Annotated in this window: 16 protein-coding genes; 5 read left to right on the forward strand and 11 right to left on the reverse strand. The window is 59.4% G+C overall.

Annotation, left to right across the window (positions count from 1 at the left end; genetic code table 11):
* Positions 1–85: 85 nt before the first annotated feature.
* The 5 genes from dps (at position 86) to JNN07_11890 (ending at position 6,861) form a co-directional block, all read left to right on the forward strand.
* The gene (gene dps, locus JNN07_11870) at positions 86–607 is read left to right on the forward strand and encodes a DNA starvation/stationary phase protection protein Dps (protein ID MBL9168430.1); all 522 of its coding nucleotides are present in this window, start codon (positions 86–88) and stop codon (positions 605–607) included.
* A 169-nt stretch (positions 608–776) separates the two neighbouring features.
* Positions 777–1,235 carry a hypothetical protein gene (locus tag JNN07_11875; GenBank protein ID MBL9168431.1) on the forward strand — a complete coding sequence of 153 codons (459 nt, stop codon included), beginning with the start codon at positions 777–779 and terminating at the stop codon, positions 1,233–1,235.
* A gap of 54 nt (positions 1,236–1,289) precedes the next feature.
* Positions 1,290–3,668, forward strand: a complete 2,379-nt coding sequence (locus tag JNN07_11880; protein ID MBL9168432.1) for a phosphoketolase family protein — start codon at positions 1,290–1,292, stop codon at positions 3,666–3,668.
* Positions 3,669–3,804: 136 nt separating this feature from the next.
* Positions 3,805–6,543, forward strand: a complete 2,739-nt coding sequence (locus JNN07_11885) for a cation-translocating P-type ATPase (GenBank protein ID MBL9168433.1) — start codon at positions 3,805–3,807, stop codon at positions 6,541–6,543.
* 159 nt (positions 6,544–6,702) lie between these two features.
* The gene (locus JNN07_11890) at positions 6,703–6,861 is read left to right on the forward strand and encodes a DUF3309 domain-containing protein (protein ID MBL9168434.1); all 159 of its coding nucleotides are present in this window, start codon (positions 6,703–6,705) and stop codon (positions 6,859–6,861) included.
* Here JNN07_11890 and JNN07_11895 read toward each other — a convergent pair.
* From JNN07_11895 to JNN07_11945, 11 genes are all read right to left on the reverse strand, one after another.
* Positions 6,858–7,691 (reverse strand): hypothetical protein, encoded by an 834-nt coding sequence (locus JNN07_11895; GenBank protein MBL9168435.1) that lies wholly within the window; start codon positions 7,689–7,691, stop codon positions 6,858–6,860. The genes JNN07_11890 and JNN07_11895 overlap by 4 nt on opposite strands.
* A 60-nt stretch (positions 7,692–7,751) precedes the next feature.
* Positions 7,752–7,979: an NIL domain-containing protein gene (locus JNN07_11900; GenBank protein MBL9168436.1), complete on the reverse strand. Its 228-nt coding sequence runs from the start codon at positions 7,977–7,979 to the stop codon at positions 7,752–7,754.
* 175 nt (positions 7,980–8,154) lie between these two features.
* Complete coding sequence (locus JNN07_11905; GenBank protein ID MBL9168437.1) at positions 8,155–9,243, reverse strand: hypothetical protein; 1,089 nt, start codon at positions 9,241–9,243, stop codon at positions 8,155–8,157.
* Between the two features lie 463 nt (positions 9,244–9,706).
* Positions 9,707–11,554, reverse strand: a complete 1,848-nt coding sequence (locus JNN07_11910; protein MBL9168438.1) for a hypothetical protein — start codon at positions 11,552–11,554, stop codon at positions 9,707–9,709.
* A gap of 34 nt (positions 11,555–11,588) precedes the next feature.
* On the reverse strand, positions 11,589–12,692 hold the full coding sequence (locus JNN07_11915; protein MBL9168439.1) for a sulfate ABC transporter ATP-binding protein: 1,104 nt from the start codon (positions 12,690–12,692) through the stop codon (positions 11,589–11,591).
* Positions 12,689–13,594, reverse strand: coding sequence for a sulfate ABC transporter permease subunit CysW (cysW, locus tag JNN07_11920; protein ID MBL9168440.1), 906 nt, complete (start codon positions 13,592–13,594; stop codon positions 12,689–12,691). The genes JNN07_11915 and cysW overlap by 4 nt, the downstream gene beginning before the upstream one ends.
* A gap of 14 nt (positions 13,595–13,608) precedes the next feature.
* Positions 13,609–14,442: a sulfate ABC transporter permease subunit CysT gene (gene cysT, locus JNN07_11925; protein ID MBL9168441.1), complete on the reverse strand. Its 834-nt coding sequence runs from the start codon at positions 14,440–14,442 to the stop codon at positions 13,609–13,611.
* Between the two features lie 4 nt (positions 14,443–14,446).
* Positions 14,447–15,277 (reverse strand): succinylglutamate desuccinylase/aspartoacylase family protein, encoded by an 831-nt coding sequence (locus tag JNN07_11930; GenBank protein MBL9168442.1) that lies wholly within the window; start codon positions 15,275–15,277, stop codon positions 14,447–14,449.
* 37 nt (positions 15,278–15,314) lie between these two features.
* A complete protein-coding gene (locus JNN07_11935) occupies positions 15,315–16,331 on the reverse strand; it encodes a sulfate ABC transporter substrate-binding protein (GenBank protein ID MBL9168443.1) in 1,017 nt (338 codons plus the stop codon).
* Positions 16,332–16,347: 16 nt separating this feature from the next.
* On the reverse strand, positions 16,348–16,479 hold the full coding sequence (locus JNN07_11940; protein ID MBL9168444.1) for a YezD family protein: 132 nt from the start codon (positions 16,477–16,479) through the stop codon (positions 16,348–16,350).
* A 627-nt stretch (positions 16,480–17,106) separates the two neighbouring features.
* Complete coding sequence (locus JNN07_11945) at positions 17,107–18,558, reverse strand: PQQ-binding-like beta-propeller repeat protein (protein ID MBL9168445.1); 1,452 nt, start codon at positions 18,556–18,558, stop codon at positions 17,107–17,109.
* Between the last annotated feature and the right edge of the window lie 13 nt (positions 18,559–18,571).

Genomic DNA, 18,571 nt, shown 5'->3' on the forward strand with positions numbered 1-18,571 from the left:
ATCACCCCATAGCCAGGGATGCGCAGCGTCACGTAGCGTTGTTGATGTGGCGAGATTTACCTCAGCCACAGAACGAAAACCATCCATGAAAAACCGCCTCACGACCTCCACGGAAATGCCCAAGATGTACGCCACCGAGAACGACATCTCGCTCCCGCGACGCTCGGAATTGAACCTTCTTCTGAACCTCCGGCTGGCTTCCGCGGTGGATCTCCAAATGCAGATGAAGCAAGCCCATTGGAATGTGAAGGGGCCCAGCTTCATCGGTCTGCACGAACTCTTTGATCAAATCGATGAAGCAATTGAGTCGTACGTGGACCTGATCGCGGAGAGAATCGTGCAACTCGGGGGAGTCGCCGAAGGAACTGTACGCGTGGCCGCCGCCCGATCCCGCCTTCCCGAATATCCCCTTACCATCGCGGATGGCATGGCCCATGTGGAGGCCGTCGCCCGAGCCTTGTCCACGTTTGGGCAGGAGGCTCGAACCACGATCAACGAGGCCGATGAACTTGAGGATGCCGATACTGCGGATCTGTTTACCGAGGTGTCCCGAGGCATCGACAAGTGGCTCTGGTTCGTGGAAGCCCACTCCCAAGCTCCCAAATGATTTCCGATCAACAACGCACAACCCAGTTATCAACTCCGCCTGGGCAGAGCCCCCACATCCCCGCACTTAAAGTCCGAGCGCAGGGGCGTCAGCGAATGAGCGAGAACTGCGCCGAGGGTGGGGTTATACCCCATAGCAAGAGTCGAGGGTGACGCTTATACACTAGGGGATGAAGAATACAAATCTCACGGCTTTCACCCCCTCAAGCACCCTCCCCAAGATCCCGGCCCTGGCTGCCGGGATCTTGTCGCTGGTCCTCCTGACTGTGACCGGTTGCCAGACGAAAAGCGTCAGCTCCCAAGGGGGTGTGGTGACACTGGACGAACAGTTCAGCATCGCGGTCCCGGCCAACAAAACACTCAAGCAAGGAACTGAGACTCCCATGACCATCGTGCTGAACCGCGGCGCCGACTTCAAACGCGACGTTCAGCTCGACATTAAGACGGACGGTCTGGTGGTGCTGCCTAAATCTGTTCTGGTCAAAGGCAGCGACAAGGCCGAGGCCCAGGTCCAGCTGGTGGTGTCGCGCGAAGTAGCGCTCGGCGAGTATCACATCACGATCACCGGCACGCCAGAGGTCGGAAAGCCGGCTACTACCGCACTGACCGTCGAAGTCGTCGGCCAATAGTTTGGGCAGTTAAATCCTCCGGCGCAGGGCGGGCTTTTCAACGATGTCCGAGACATGAACACTAGCTATACCCTGAGGCCGGAGCTTCTGGAGCGAATGGATGCTTATTGGCGGGCCGCGAACTATTTGTCCGTCGGGCAGATCTATCTCTACGACAACCCTCTGCTCCGAAGGCCCTTGGTGTTGGCGGACGTGAAGCGCATGCTGCTCGGCCACTGGGGTACGACACCGGGACAGAACTTCATCTACGTCCATCTGAACCGTGTCATCAAGGACCACGACCTCAACATGATCTACGTGTCGGGACCGGGCCACGGAGGCCCGGCGGTGGTCAGCAACACTTACCTGGAAGGCAGTTACAGTGAGATCTATCCCCACGTCACGCAGGACGAGTCGGGACTCCAAAAGCTCTTCCTGCAGTTCTCCTTCCCCGGCGGAATCCCGAGTCACGCCTCTCCGGAATGTCCGGGATCCATTCATGAGGGTGGCGAACTGGGGTATTCACTGAGCCACTCATTCGGCGCGGTCTTCGACAACCCCAGCCTGATTGTGGCCTGTGTCGTTGGCGATGGTGAAGCCGAGACCGGCCCGCTGGCGACGGCGTGGCATTCCAACAAATTTCTCAATCCGGTGACGGACGGAGTCGTCCTGCCCATCCTCCATTTGAATGGGTATAAGATTGCCAACCCCAGCCTGCTAGCCCGGATACCCAGGCAAGAGCTGGTCCAGTTGTTGCGCGGCTATGGATGGATGCCTCACTTTGTTCAGGGGCACGACCCCAGGGCCATGCATCAGGATATGGCCACGACACTCGAGACCGTGATCGAGGAGATTAAGCGCATTCAGCATGCGGCAAGGGTCGAGGGAGAGCGGGCCCGCGCGTGCTGGCCCATGATCGTGCTGGACTCCCCCAAGGGCTGGACCGGGCCGAAAGTAGTGGATGGACGGCCGATCGAAGGAACCTTCCGAGCCCATCAGGTTCCGCTGTCCAATCCCGCCGGGCATCCGGAGCACCTTCAACTGCTGGAGTCTTGGCTGAGGAGCTATCGTCCGGAGGAACTTTTCGATGGCTCCGGCCGACTCCGTCCCGAACTGGCCGAGCTGGCCCCGTTGGGAGAACGGCGCATGGGCGCCAACCCTCACGCCAACGGCGGGATACTACTTCGCGACCTCCGGCTTCCGGACTTCCGCGACTACGCAGCGCCGGTGCCCGAGCCGGGCGTCCCTGGCTGCGGAGACGTTCATGTGCTGGGGCCTTTCCTCAGGGATGTCGCCAAGTGTAACCGTGAAGCGCGCAATTTCCGCGTGTTCGGGCCCGATGAAACTCTATCCAACGGTTTGGAAGCTCTGTTCGAAGAAACGAACCGCCAATGGGAAAGTCCGACCCTGCCGACGGACGAATTCCTGGCACGCGAGGGCCGAGTTCTGGACTCGATGCTGAGCGAACATCAATGCGAGGGGTGGCTGGAGGGCTACTTGCTGACGGGGCGCCATGGCCTTTTCAACTGCTACGAGGCATTCATCCACATCATTGACTCCATGTTCAACCAGCACGCGAAGTGGCTCAAGGTGACCTCCCAGCTGCCCTGGCGTCGAAAGATCGCGTCGTTGAACTACCTCCTGGCCTCGCATGTGTGGAGACAGGATCACAACGGATTTACCCACCAAGACCCAGGGTTCATCGATCATGTCGTGAACAAGAAGGCCGAAGTCGTCAGAGTCTATCTTCCTCCGGATGCAAATTGTCTCCTATCGGTCATGGATCACTGCCTTCGCAGCCGGCATTACGTGAATGTCGTCGTGGCAGGCAAGCACCCGTCCCCCCAATGGCTGTCCATGGAGGCGGCCGTGGAGCATTGCACCGCGGGCATCGGGATCTGGAAGTGGGCCAGCAATGATGACGGCGGCGAACCCGATGTGGTGATGGCCTGTTGCGGCGATGTCCCGACCCTAGAGACGCTGGCGGCTGTTTCCATCCTTCGCGAGCATTTACCGGAACTCAAGATCCGCGTCGTCAACGTCGTTGACCTGATGCGACTTCAGCCGGAGCGTGAGCATCCCCACGGAATGCCGGATCAGGAGTTCGACGAACTCTTCACGAAGAACAAGCCCGTGATCTTCGCCTTCCACGCCTATCCCTGGTTAATCCATCGACTCACCTATCGTCGCACCAACCATCACAACATCCATGTGCGCGGCTACAAAGAGGAGGGCACCATCACCACTCCCTTCGACATGACGGTGCTCAACGAACTCGACCGCTATCACCTGGTGATGGACACGATGGATCGACTCCCCGAGACCGCGGATCGTGGCCGTCTCCTGAAAGGGCGGCTGGTCCGCAAGCTCGCCGAGCACCGGCAGTACATTGCCAAACAGGGTCAGGACCTGCCTGAGATTCGGGATTGGAAATGGGGCAAGAGTTCCTTGTGAGCGCCCTAGCTTGGGAAACCCAGGGTAGGCCAGGTGGACAACCCAGTCCGAAGCTCATGGATCCATGGCACGACCTCGACATAGGCGGACCATCGATAGCGAACGCCGAGCCTGAAATCTCTCGCCAGGCTTCCCGGTGAAAACCACCGCCCCTCGCCCCAAACCCCGGCCCCACGTTAAAGGGACGACCTCGCCTCGCGACTCATGGCGGGTTCAAACCGGGGAGGCCATTCTTCGAACCCTTGGCAGCACCCCCGCGGGCCTTTCCAGTGCCGAGGCGGCGACGCGCCTGCTTAACAACGGTCCCAATCAGCTCATCGAGCGTAAGCACATCAGCCGCTGGAGGATCTTCGCGAGCCAGTTCAACAGCCTGCTGGTCTGGATCCTCATCGTGGCAGGGATCGTTTCAGGTTTCATGGGGCAGAAGATAGATGCACTCGCCATCCTGGCCATCGTGATTCTCAATGCGGCCATCGGCTACTACCAAGAGTATCGTGCCGAGCAATCGATAGCCGCGCTCCGTCAGTTAACCGCTCCGCGAGCGAACGTGCAACGAGACGGTCAGCCGCAACTGATCGCGGCCACCGCGATCGTCATCGGGGATATCCTGGCACTCGAGGCCGGTGATTGGGTACCGGCCGACGCCCGGCTGCTGGAGACCTCTTCTCTCAAATGCGTCGAGTCCACCCTCACGGGCGAGGCGGAAGCAGTCACCAAGCATTCCGACGTGCTGAAGAGCGACCTAGTGCCATTGGGGGACAGCTCCAATATGGTCTTCATGGGAACGAGCGTCGCTGGTGGCAGAGGCAAGGCTGTCGTGGTCGCCACGGCGATGAACACCGAGCTTGGTCGCATTGCCGGGTTGCTGACGGAGACGGGGGGCGAGGAGAAAACCCCACTTCAGCAGAGACTCAACTCCCTCGCGAAGGTGTTAGTCTGGTCGACGCTGGGGATCATCGGCCTGCTGTTCGGACTGGGCCTGATGCGGGGCACCAAGCCGCTGGATCTCTTGCTTAACGCGATCAGCCTGGCGGTGGCTGCGGTTCCCGAAGGGTTGCCGGCCGTGGTGACGGTGGCACTGGCGCTCGGGGTGTCGCGGATGGCACGCTCTCACGCGCTGGTCCGACGATTAACTGCGGTGGAGACGCTGGGCTGCACCACCGTCATCTGCACCGACAAGACCGGGACCCTGACGCTCGGCCAGATGACCGTCCGGGCGCTCTATGTGTCAGGCCGTCACTACGAGGTTAAAGGCGAAGGATACAGCCCCCAAGGCCAGGTGCTGTTTCAGGGAAAACCGACGGCAACCGCCGACCACGTCCCATTGCTCCAGCTAGGCGAGGGACTCGTGGCAGGCAACTATTCACAGTTACAGCAAAAGGATGGAGTCTGGAGCCTGATGGGTGATCCGACCGAGGGAGCTTTGCTGAGCGCAGGCATCAAGGCTGGCGCCAACCGGGAGCAAATTGAGAGAGAATGGCCGAAGCTCGGCGAGCTTCCCTTTGATTCCGATCGCAAACGAAGTTCGATCACCCGCCGGATGCCGGATGGCACTTGCCGACTTTTTGCCAATGGCGCTCCCGGCCCGCTGGTCGGCCTCTGCACCCAGGTCTACACCTCAACCGGTGTCCGCTCCATGACGGACGAGGATCGCGCCCACATCCTGGCCCAGACTTCGCGCATGGCCAAACAAGCCCTGCGTGTACTCGCCTCCGCCTATCGCGACTTGGCTGTTACTCCCGCGCCAGCAATGAATCCGGAGGAGGCAGAACACGATCTCGTCTTCGTCGGGCTGTCTGGTATGTACGACCCTCCTCGCCCTGAAGCCAGTGTTGCGGTGGCCAAGTGTCAGGCGGCAGGCATCCGGGTCGTGATGATTACAGGTGACCATCCCGAGACGGCGTCCGCCATCGCCCGCGAGATCGGCATCGCGTCGCCGGCAGGACACACCCTCACTGGTGCCGAGCTGGAAAAACTCACGGAGGCTCAACTGAGAAAGCAGGCAGCCGACATTGCCGTGTACGCACGGGTCACGGCCGAGCACAAGCTGCGGATCGTGCGGGCATGGCAAGCCAGGGAGGCGGTGGTCGCGATGACGGGCGACGGAGTGAACGATGCGCCGGCCATCAAGGGAGCCGACATTGGCATCGCCATGGGAAAATCCGGAACCGAGGTCACCCGCCAGGCGGCGGACATGATCCTCACCGACGACAACTTCTCCACCATTGTGGCCGCCATCGAACAAGGGAGAGGCATCTATGATAATATTCGCAAGACCCTCCAGTACCTCTTGGCTGGCAACACTGCGGAGCTGCTGCTGATGACCTTGTGCCTGGTGCTTGGAATGCCCATCCCCCTGCTGCCCATCCACCTCCTGTGGATCAATCTAGTGACCGATGGATTGCCCGCGCTCTGCCTGGCCACGGATCCAATCGAAGCCGATCTTATGAAGCGCCAGCCGCGCCGGAGAAACGAACGCATTGCCAATCCAAAGTTCGTGCGCACCATGCTTCTCACGGGACTTTTAACAGCGGGAGTTACCTTCGCCGTCTTTCTCTATGGGCTTCGCACAGGGACCACGGAGACCGCGCGTTCGTCCGCCTTCACCGTTCTGGTCTTCGCAGAACTATTGCGAGCCTTTGGGGCACGGAGCGAAACTGAGCCCATCTGGAGGATTCCATTCTTCAGCAATATCAACCTCATTGCGGTGGTTGTCATTTCCCTGGGCCTGCAAGTGCTCAGCCAGCACAGCGCGGTCGTGGGAAAGATTCTCAACACCGGCTACATGCCACTGATGGACGCGTTCGGGTTGCTCGTGATCGGAGCTATTCCGCTGGGTGTCCTGGAGTTGTTAAAACTCAGATCCAAGCGGTAGGGTAACACCCCATGGTGGCGCGTCCTCCTTTGAAGCTAGGGTGTGGAAGGTCGGGGTGAACAACGGCACCGGATCACCAACCGGCGCTCGCTTCCGACCCGTCGGCGCTCCGTGGAGCAGACCCTGAGCCGAGTGATCGAAACTCCTACTAAAAATAATATGTCTATCGGAACCATCCTCCTCATTGTGCTCGTCCTCATGCTCATCGGCGCGCTGCCTTCCTGGGGGCATAGTAAAAACTGGGGCTACGGCCCGAGCGGAGGCCTCGGTCTCGTGGTGATCATCCTCCTCGTGCTAGTTTTGACCGGAAGGCTTTAAGACCCGGTTGAACTCTCGCCCGTCGGCAACGCGGGCGTCGGAACTAGCACGCCTCGCTCCAGACGTTCGAGAAGCGACTCGAGCTGGCCCACGAGATCCACCAAGGCGGGCCATCGGCCGGATAGGATATCATTGGCGTGGGCCAACGCGTTGCGAACCATCCCCACTTCCTTAAAGAAGGTCTCCAGAGCGCGCTTCGAAGCGAAGCCGCTCATCGCAAACAACTCGGGGTCTTTCATCAGAATCGTCGCTTTGTCCCCCAGCTGAAGGCAGTCGGACAAATCGCTTGCTTCGTTGCGACGCTGACGCTCGGAAAAGAGGCGGTTCGCCCCTTCTCGACGATCACTGGTTAACAACGAATCCCAACTATCCCCGGGGAAACGTTCCCGGACCACGCGAAGCATCTGCATCTCCAGCAGGGAGACCAATCCGAACAGCCACAAACGCACCGGGGCTTTCTGCAGATCTCCACGAGTCACGATGCCGCCCACGTGACCGAGGACCGTGACAAAAAAGTAGCGGCGATCACGCAGGGCTGCGAAGGCGGAGTGCAGAGCATCGGTATCCGGGAGCACGTCCGCGGCACCAAAAGGACGTTGGTGTTCTCCCACCAGACGTCCCACTAAATCGGGACGAAGCACCAGACCCGTGACGACGCCGTGTTCCCGAACTCCCACCACATCGAACTCCCGCTGTTCCATAAAGGTCCGAACCTCCCCAGCGAGCTGAGTATGATCAAAGGAGACCAACGGCTCGGCGATATCCCGCAGCGTGATGGTGCGGGTGAACAACCGTCGCAAATCGCCGAGGGAGGATTTAAGCTGCTTCATAGTTCCAGCTGCTGCCCGCCGTTGGCTGAGAACGTTCCCCGAACGCGCACGAGATTCGGCTCAGATCGGGTCCACCTGAACTCCACGACGCTTCAGCCACTTGACCGTGGCTGCGATGACGTCCCCGTCGCCGGAGAGCTCGATCGCCATGATGCCGAGCAGCGGAGTGACAGTGGCGCTACGGATATCGAAGACGACGTCAAACTTCTTGCTCATTTCCCAGATGAGCGGACGTCGAACCCCTTTGGAGTCGAAGGTGAGCCAGTAGCGTTTGGATTCTTTAGCCATAGAATGGGGTTAGCATGCCGTATGGCACCCATGAAGTCGAGAGCAGCGATTCTCGGTTTATCGAAAGGCGGCAAGGGTGTGGGACATATGGAGTGCGGCAGCCCTCTGCCGCTTTCGATCCCTCGACGGAGTCGGAATCTCCTTACCTGGAGGCAATCACTCTCATGAGGTGCGATTACTTCCGCCAAACCCGAACGCGATGATTCTCGCTGTCCCCGATGTAGATCGCACCATCCTTGTCCACGAAAATGCCATGAGGTCGCGCCAGGCGACATCCGCGTGGGTTATCTCCGTCGGGACCGTCACCCTTCAACCCGTTTCCAACGAGCACCTCCAAGGTGGCGCTTTCGCGGGAAAGGTAGCGGATGGAATGCGACTCGGTGTCGGCCAGGTACACATTGCCAATCGCATCCAGTGCGACCCCTTTTGGACCGGCCAAGCTCGCCTCCCGCGCTGGTCCGCCATTTCCCGTAAAGCCAGAAACACCCATGCCCGCCATGCGTTTCAACGTATTGGCCTTCGGATCCAGCACCAGCAGGGTATTCCCTTCGCGCAGAGCCAGCCAGCCTCGGCCGTCTGGACCGAAGATCAACGCTCTTGGGCCATGCAACGCGGATCCCGTGACCGGCGAACCATCCTGCGCCGTGCGCTTGTCTCCGTTCCCCGACCAGGTTGAGATGTGGCCGCTCGTGAGGTCGATTCTGCGAATTCGGTGATTGAGAACATCACACACAAACAGATCACCCGCACCATCAAAGGCCAGACTGTGAGGCTGATTGAACTGCGCTTGGAGGGCCGACCCACCATCCCCCGCAAACCCCGGAGTTCCCAGGCCAGCCACTGTGGAAATCACACCGGTCTTCGCATCCACGCGGCGGACCAAATGGTTCAATCGCTCGATGAAATGTAAATGACCGGACTTGTCCCAAGCCAACTCATAGGGTTCGTTCAAAAATGCATTGGTTGCGGGGCCGCCATCCCCTCGATAGCCGCGGTTCCCGCTCCCGGCATAGGTGGAGATGGTGCCGTCCGGGGCAACCCGCCGGATCCGGTGGTTGTCGACATCGCAGATGTAGAGGTATCCGTCGGGTCCGCGAGCGATGCCGAACGGATTGTTCAGCTGCGCGGCTCCCGCTGGTCCACCATCGCCCGAGAAACCCTTCACGCCGCTCCCCGCAAACGTAAGAACAGTCGCAGCCCCGGCCCCCATCGACGCAAAGGCAAGGACCAGCATGACTCTGATCTGAAGGTAAAAAATGTTCATGGACTTAGGCGAATGGGCTGAGAGTGGACGAATGGTCCCCTCGCGCCGGTGTTCGGATGGGTATGAAGGCTGAGCTTCCCGGAAAATGCCAGACCGGAAATCAGTCACCAGCGAAAACGGCTGGGACTCGGAGTGGGTGGGATTCAGGTTGCGCTCCACGTGACCCGGTGGTGGCCGGACTTGAGCGAGGATCGCCCTCGCGCGCTGAAAACTCGGGCTCACCGGGTTTCTTCTTCTTGCTCGAAGAACTGCCGGTGGTCCGGTGAGCTCCTGAAAGGGCTTTGTTTCTAGGTTGACTGCCTCCCGGGGAAGGGTCGGCAAAAGAGAAGCTCCGCAGGCCTAGGGCGGTTTGCAGGAGCGCGGGCGAACAACCCTTCCAGCGCAACGCCGGCGAGACCGACTCGTCATAGTCGAGCAGCCGAGCAAAGGCGTGAATGGGTTTCGAAAAGGGCATGGGCGCTGATCAGAATGAGAGCTGCATGCGGGTGAAAATGACGTTTTCGTCCTGCGCACTCACCGTCGCCGGTGGCGTGAAGGTGGAGGAGTCCAAGGGGCTGAAGTTTCCACCGCCCTCAAACGTCGTGTGTGAATAGCTCGTCAGGAGGCGCAGGTTGCGGTTCAGCCACCAATTGATCCCTACCGCCCAGGAAGTGGCTCCGCTGGCGGAATTGGCGGCGTTGGCAAAGTTGGGGAAGGTGTCATCATCGATCTCCAGCTGCCCGAAGCGTCCCACCAACTGCCAGGCACCCCATCCGCCAGATCCCGGCCGGAACGGTCGATTCGGGGTGATGCCGTGAAAGGATGCCGGTTCACCGGTCAGCACCCATTGAACCGCCAGCTGCCAGGCCTGGTGATCAAGCCCCGCGAGGCGGCGAATGGGACTGTTGTTGAGGGCGGAGAGCACGGATTGGTGGGAAACCGCGTACTCCCCCAAGAGCCCAAAGGAACCCCAGGTGTAGGAGAGGTGGGGAGACAGCCTCCATTGATCCCCATCCGCTACCACGGTCGCACCGTTCAATGGGTTATAGGCAAAGAATTGTTGAGCCCCGGGAGTTAGGTACCCCGGTCGAGCGCCTCCCGTGGTCGCCGGCAATCCCGACGCATTGGAACTCACCTGGCTATAACTGCCCCCCACTCCAAACCCGAAGCCCTGAAGAGCGGTGGTCTGGGACGCCTTGAATGGCCGCACAAAAAATCGGCCGCCTATTTCTTTGTCATCTCCGAAATCTGAAGTGGCCGCGCTGCGACCATCACCGCCCAGATTGAACACACCGGCCGAGTAGCTCAGGAGTCCATCCAGGGCCTCTCCCCCCAACTGCACACCAAGGCTGCGCGACGGAACCAACCCCGTCACAAATGATCGTTCGTTGAAGGGCAATGTCGCGTCTGCCAGCAAATTCTCGTAGCCCACCGGCCCCCTGAACTTGCCGGCCTTGAGCTGCAGCTCAGGACGGAAACGGTAGGTGAGGTTCGCATCCACAATTTGAACCGCGGAGCCGCCGAAGTCGGGAACGAATTGGAAATCAATGTCACGGAATACGGTTCCCTCCACGATTGGGCGAACCCGGCGCAACAGGAATGTGTCATTGCCCTCGGACAGCGGGTTGTCGTGCAAGAAGGATCGGGTGTCGAGCTGGACCAGACCGCGTAGTTTCAGCACATAATTGGTGTCGGCCGAGCTGAGACCGAAACCGGAAGGCCCAGCCGTCAGGCGGGGGGCTTCCTTGGCCCGCGCCGCAGCGGCCTCGGCAGCCAGCTCGTTGTTGCGCTCGGCGATGCGTATCTTTTGGTCGAGTTCACGGGTGGTCGGCGCATCCTCCGCGGGCAGGGTGATCTCCGGCAGCACCCGTCCGGCTTGAAGGGACGCGATCTTGGTCTCCAGCTCCGAAACTTTCCTGAGCCACTCGGTCTCCTTCGTGGCCAAACTCTTGATCTCGTTCTCGCGCGCCTTGATTTGAGATTCCGATGCGGCTTGAACCGCCTGGACAGCCGCACTTCGTTCTCCATCGCGCTTCTCCAACTCCTCGATCCTCGAAAGGAGCTTTTGTACGACTTCGGATTGAGCTCGCTGAGCCGTGGCGATCTGATTGGTCAGCGCCGACAAGCGAGCCTCCTCCGCCTTCAACCGATCGGTTTCGGCCGATGCGGCCACAGCCCCAGGAACCCCGGCGGAGGCACCCTCAGCCACGCGAACATCCGAGCGAGGTGCGGTTGACTCGTTGGAGCAGCCACTAAACCAAAGGCTTGAGGCGCACAGCACCAGGCCGCTGAGCGGGACACTCTTGATCCTCTCGTTGTAGATGCGAGCCATAGTCGGGTGGTGTTGAGTTTGATTCGGTAACGATTCAAATGTGGAAATCCTCCGTTGGGATGGATTGGTTGTCCGAAAACACGCGCACGCGCTGCAGATGGACGTAAACACGAACTCCCGCCTGGAGATTAAGGCCTCGCCATTCGTCGCGGGGCACCTGGACTTCGAACGCGCTGCCATCATCGGTGCGCTTGAGATCCAACTTCACCACCGGACCCGCGGCATTCACGTGAAGGATTTGCGCCTCCACGCTGGCGCTGGCGCCTGGGGTCGTGGTGATCTTGACATCGTGAGGCCGGAAGTAGACGGAAGCAGGCGCATCCGATGCGGCGGCCGGCTCGGTCTTGCGCACGTGAATCTCCGTGTCGCCCACCTTGATGCTACCGTGGGCGATTCGCGATCGAAAAAGATTCACATTGCCCAGGAAGTCGAAGACAAAGGCATTTGCCGGCTCGTCGTACACCTCCTCGGGTGTGCCAATCTGCTCGATGCGCCCCTCGTTCATCACCACGACGCGATCCGCGACCTCCAACGCCTCCTCCTGATCATGCGTCACAAAGATGCTCGTGATGTGAATCTCATCGTGCAGGCGTCGGAGCCAACGTCGAAGCTCCTTGCGGACCTTGGCGTCCAACGCTCCGAACGGCTCATCCAGCAACAAGACTTTGGGCTCCACGGCCAGCGCCCGCGCCAGCGCGACACGCTGCCGTTGGCCTCCGGAGAGCTGGGACGGATACCGGCCAGCGAGGGGCTCCAACTGGATTAGCTGCAAAAGCCGAGTCACCCGTTGGCGGATCTCCGCCTCCGGCGGACGGGTCTCCCGCGGGCGAACACGCAGTCCGAAGGCAATGTTCTCAAACACCGTGAGGTGCCGGAACAGCGCATAGTGCTGAAAGGCGAAGCCCGCTTTTCGCTCACTCGCACGCCGATTCGTCACTTCCTCCCCGTGGAAAAACACCTGGGCCGAGCCCGGATCCGCGAAGTCCAGCCCCGCGATAATGCGCAGCAGCGTCGTCTTACCGGAGCCCGAAGGCCCCAGGAGCGCGATCAACTCACCGGAGCGCACTTCCAGGCTCACCGAGTTCAAAGCCGTGAAAGAACCGAATCGTTTGGTGATATTGCGAACTTCGATGCTCATGACAGGGATGCGGAAGTGGCGGCGGGAGGTTCCGTATGCTCGCTGTGAGATTCTTGCCATTCGACCCAGGTCTTCAGGACCAAGGTGACCAGGGCAAGCATCGTCAGTAGCGAGGCCACTGCAAACGCAGCAACAAAATTGTATTCGTTGTAAAGGATTTCAACGTGAAGGGGCATCGTATTGGTTTCGCCCCGGATATGACCCGAGACAACCGACACAGCCCCGAATTCGCCCATGGCGCGGGCATTGCATAAAATGACCCCATAGACCAGACCCCATTTGATATTGGGTAAGGTTACGCGCCAGAAGGTCTGCCATCCGCTCGCCCCCAGAACTATGGCTGCCTCTTCCTCACTCTTGCCCTGGGCCTGCATCAGGGGAATCAACTCACGCGCAACAAAGGGGAACGTGACAAAGATGGTGGCCAACACGATCCCGGGGACGGCGAAGATGATCTTGATATCGTGGTTCTGTAGCGTCGGTCCCAGTAGTCCCTGCGCGCCAAACAGCAGAACATAGATCAGACCCGAGATCACCGGGGAGACGGAAAAAGGCAGGTCGATCAAGGTGATCAGCAGATTCTTGCCCGGGAAGTCGAACTTGGCGATGGCCCACGCCGCACACACCCCGAACACCAGGTTGAGTGGGACTGCAATCGCGGCGGCCAACAACGTGAGTCGGATCGACGCCAGCGTCACGGAATCGGTAAACGCAGAAAAGTATGGGCCGAAGCCTTTGCTCAGGGCATGAGCGAACACCGAGGCCAACGGAACCACCAACAGCAAACCCAGAAACAACAGGGCCGCCGCGATCAGCATAACCCGCACCCAGGCGGGTTCCGCGGTCGCACGCCGAGTGGCGGGGTGTCGCGGACCGTGACTGAGTGAGGAGGTGGTGTGCATGGGTTAGCGAAGGCTCAGACGGCTTGGTGATATCGGCTTCCCCACCACTGGAGCACGTTGATGGACAGGAGAAGGACGAAGGAGGTCACCAACATCACTACGGCAATCGCAGTGGCACCCGCGTAGTCATACTGCTCCAGCTTGGTAATGATCAGCAGCGGAGTGATCTCCGTCTTCATGGGCATATTCCCCGAGATGAACACCACCGAGCCGTACTCCCCGAGGGCGCGGGCGAAAGACAAGGCAAAGCCCGTTAGCAGTGGAGGATAGAGCATGGGGAGGATCACTCGATGGAACGTCTGCCATCGCGTCGCCCCCAGGCTGGCGGCCGCCTCCTCCAACTCAGGCTCCATGTCCTCGAGCACGGGTTGCACAGTGCGCACCACGAAGGGCAGCCCAATGAACGTCAACGCCAGCCAGACGCCCAGGGGAGTGAACGCCACCTTGATCCCCAGAGGTTCGAGTCGCGACCCAATCCAACCGTTCGTGGAATAAACTGCGGTCAAGGCGATGCCGGCGACCGCTGTGGGCAGTGCAAAGGGCAGGTCCACGAGAGCGTCGACCACTCGGCGTCCCGGAAAGTCATAGCGCACGAGCACCCACGAAACCAGCAGTCCGAAGACCAGATTCACCAGAGCCGCGAGGAAGGAGGCGCCAAAGGTCAGCTTGTAGGAGGCCAAGACACGCGATGAGGTGACCGTGTCCCAAAACTGCCCCCAGGACATGCTCGAGGTTTTGAGGAAAGTGCCGGCGAGCGGGATAAGCACGATCAGGGTCAGGTAGACCATCGTGTAGCCCAGCGAAAGCCCGAATCCCGGAAGCACACTCTTTTGTCGCCAGCGGCTCATGAGATCAGAGGTTGGCCGCGTAGGACACCAGGTTGCGATACTCCGTGAGGATGGTCGTCAAAGCCACCACCGTGGCTTGGACTTGCGCATAGTGGGGGGCTTTTTGGGGAGTTTCGAAAACGATTTCGAAGGGCCGGGGTCGCACCACCGGAGGTGCGCTTAGAATGCCTCGATAGCCTTGTCGGATAATGCCGTTCTTGGCCGTAAATCCATCGATAATCGAGTCGTTATTGCGCGGAAGAATTTCGTTGGCCGCAGCGAGCGCCGGATCCAGGAGATTCTTGGTCAACGTGGCGCCGCTCACGAATCCGTAGGCGCCATGGCTGGTGTCGTCCGAATGCAGCGACACGATGCCGTCAAGAACGTGGGTGCATAGTTCGGATTGCAACAACTGGACCTCCGGCTCCGTCGAGTGATTCCAGAACTCGCGATTGAGATCACGGCCGCGACGCGAGCAGCGGGTGTTGTCTTCATAGCCGGTGGGATTGCACATCGGATAGATGAACAGGCAGTACCCGCGGGCGATTTCCGGCGACTGCTCGAGCAGCCGCAGGAACTGGATGATTCCGTGGGCACCCTCCGGCTCGTCCCCATGGATGGTGGCGAAGATGCCGATGCGGATCGGCTCCGCCCCGCCTTTAGGGCCGATGAACAGGTAGCGAGGCAGCCCATAGGTCTCCCCATTCACCTCGAACTGCGCGCCATGGTTACTAATCAGATTGACAGACTTGCTGGCGATGGCTTCCAGCGGGTCGAGCAGGCGGGCGATCGAACGGCGGGTGCGGGTACTCTCACTTGCTACGGTCTGAGGCTTGGAGATCAGCGTGGTGCTCATACTTTATTTTCGATCGTCAATTCGTTTAAAAGTGATTTCAGGGCTTGTAGATCTGGTCGAACACGCCGCCGTCGTCGAAGTGGGTCTTTTGAGCCTTCTTCCACCCACCGAAGACCTCATCAATCGTGAAGAGACCCACTTTGGAGAACTGACCGGAGTATTTGGTCAGAGCCTTCTCGGAGCGCGGGCGGTAGAAGTGTTTACCTGCGATCTCCTGGCCTTCATCGGAAAACAGGTATTCAAGATAGGCCGTCGCCAGGACCTCATTGCCGTTTTTCTTGGCCACTTTATCAACGAGTGCCACGGTGGGCTCCGCCAAGATGCTGACCGACGGGGTCACGATCTCATACTTGTCAGCCCCGAATTCCTTGAGTGCCAGATAGGCCTCATTTTCCCAGCCCACCAGGACATCACCAATGCCCCGCTGAATGAACGTAGTGGTGGCGCCACGGGCACCGGAGTCAAGCACCGGAACGTTCCGGTAGAACTTGGCGACGAAGTCCTTCGCGGCAGCCTCGTCCCCGCCTGATTTCTTGAGGGCGTAGCCCCAGGCCGCAAGATAGGCCCATCGTGCTGCGCCTGATGTCTTAGGATTCGCCGGAATGATTGCAACCCCAGGCTTCACGACATCGTCCCAATCCTTGATCCCTTTCGGATTTCCCTTTCTAACGAGAAATACGATCGTCGACGTGTAGGGCGCACTGTTGTGAGGAAGCCGCTTTTGCCAATCCTCGGGGAGTAGCTTAGCCTTCTCGGAAATCGCATCCACATCGTACGCCAATGCTAGCGTCACGACGTCCGCGCTTAAGCCGTCGATCACAGCCCTCGCTTGCTTGCTCGAGCCGCCGTGGGACTGCTGGACCTCCAATTTATCACCTGTTTTCGCCTCCCAGTGCTTGGCGAAGGCGGCGTTGAAATCCACGTACAGCTCACGGGTCGGATCGTAGGAGACATTGAGCAGCTTCAGGTTCTTGGCCGTTGCATCCCCCGCCGCAGTGAGAGCCACCAGGAGAACGCAGAGACTTCTGAGTTTTAAGAAAGGAGAGAGTTTCATGTGTCGAGAGGGTCGATTATCCACGCGATCCGGGTTTGGCGACGGGCGACGAGGCCTGATCGAGTCGAACCTTCTCGTTCTTCTCGACCTGAACCACCCGCGATTCATGCACCGTGATCAACACAGTCCCAAACCTCAGGGAGGCCACACCTGTTCACGTCGCTCATCGCAGTTAACAGAGTGGAGTATGGTTCATTTGTCTATTAAGTCAATAGAGTTTATTAGACTTTTACACTTCTAACCAAGATGCAGTTTAGTATCCAGACGCAAACCCATAATATAAAAGACTTTGAGATAAACTCGAAGAACCAAAGAATCTGAATGGATACCTACAGATCTGGTGGGCAAAACCGATAAAGGTTCGGCTCTGGGTAGATTTAAGGGGAGGTGGAAAGGAAGGACAGCGAGCATAAAGGCACCCGATCGGACGAACGGTCCGATCGGGTGTTGTTAGATGCGTCGTTATCCCGAAAGAGTAAAGATGCTGAGCTGCTTGTGGGCTCCACTCAGGAGGAGACACCAGTCGAGAGAGCTACCGCCGTCAAAGTAACGAGGACAATGAGCACGAGCATCAGAAAAACAGAAAGCACGGAGGACGCCCGACCAGAAGGCTGGCTCTCTCGAGGGTTTTGAGAGACCGAGGAGCCCTTTCCTAGTCACACTCGATTGAACCGAGGCGCTAAGAGCCAATGACGCGCGAACAACGGAGCCGGAACTCCGCCACCAACTCCCAGCGCAAAGTGGGCATTAAGGAAACGATTGAACACACCAGAACTCATTGTAATTGTGAGCCGGATCCCTCGGCGAGTGAGTAAAGAAACTCCCGACCGCGCAGGAGTAGCTCTTTCCCGACGGCTGCCGGTGAGGCGTCAAATCCGTCGTTGAGCTTATTCTTGGCCAGAACCTCCAGGCCTGGCCCATTCTTGATAACCCAGGTCCCCCCATCGCGGCTCACGAGGTACACGCGATCCGCCGCCCCCACCGGCGAGGCATAGACTCCGAACAAGCCCTCGAGGCGTTCAGCATTCAAATGCTCCTGGCCATCCTTGGCATTGAGAATGGTGAGCTGTGCGTTGTTGTGGGCATAAAAGTAAAGCCAATCGCCGTATAGCAAGGGCGAAGGCACGTAGGGCGTGCTCTTGTTATGACTCCAGGCAATCGCATCCGTCCCGGTAAGATCGCCTGTTCTCCCTAGGGTGATCGCCTGAAGAGCTGCCCCTCGCCAACCGCTCATCACGTAGACTCGGTTGTGGCCCGTGACGGGTGCCGGAACCACGTTCTTGGTCTGGCCGCCCGCCTCCCAGATCGCAGCCCCCGTGCTTAGATCATAGGCCCGCACCCGAACGCCCCCATTGACCACCACCTGCTTGCGTCCCTCGTGCTCCAAGATCAAAGGAGTGCTCCAGTTGGTGGCCTCGTCGCGCTTCTGTCGCCACAGCTCCTTTCCACTTCGCTTATCCAGAGCCACGATGAAGTCTCCTTCGCCATCGTGGTCCCAAACAACGACCACCGTATTCCCGGCCAGTGCAGGCGAACTCCCTTCGCCAAACGTATTTCGAGTAGTCATTTGTCCCAGATCCTTTTCCCAAAGGAGATTCCCCTTGAGATCGTATGCAAAAAGCCCCCGTGATCCAAAGGAGGCAATCATCACCTCGCCGTCGGTCACGGGTGAGGCGGAAGCGAATCCATGATCCTTGTGATGCCCCTCATGAGGAACCAAGGTCCGCGGAGAATGCTGCCAGAGGATTTTCCCAGTCGCCCGATCGTAGGAGATTACCGAAAAGCGCTGCTCCTCGGTGACCTGCTCTACCATCGCACCACCCCCACCCTCGCCAGCTCGGCGAGTCCGGTTGGGGCTGGTGTTGGGCCTGGTATCTGGCTGAGGTGTCGCCCCGGGTCGACTTTCTGCCACAGCTTTTGTTGAGGCTGCAGTGGTAGTCGTCGAAGAAGTGGGTTGACGATTTGGTTCTCCCTTCCGGCCCGTGGGAATGGCGGTAAGGATGAAGATCTGGTTTTCCCAGACCACAGGCGACGCGGTGCCGCGTCCGGGCACGGCGATCTTCCACTTCACGTTGCTGGTCTCGCTCCACGTGGTGGGAGGGTCGGCATGGGGAGCGACCCCAGTTGCCAACGGACCGCGCCAGGTCGGCCAGTGGCGAGTCGAATCAGCCACGGCGTTCAATACGGAACCCACAGCCACACTAGTTAGACAGAAGAGCAGCTTCATAGATCAGATTTTC

It is taken from the genome of Verrucomicrobiales bacterium, assembly GCA_016793885.1.
In the GTDB taxonomy this organism is placed as follows: domain Bacteria; phylum Verrucomicrobiota; class Verrucomicrobiia; order Limisphaerales; family UBA11320; genus UBA11320.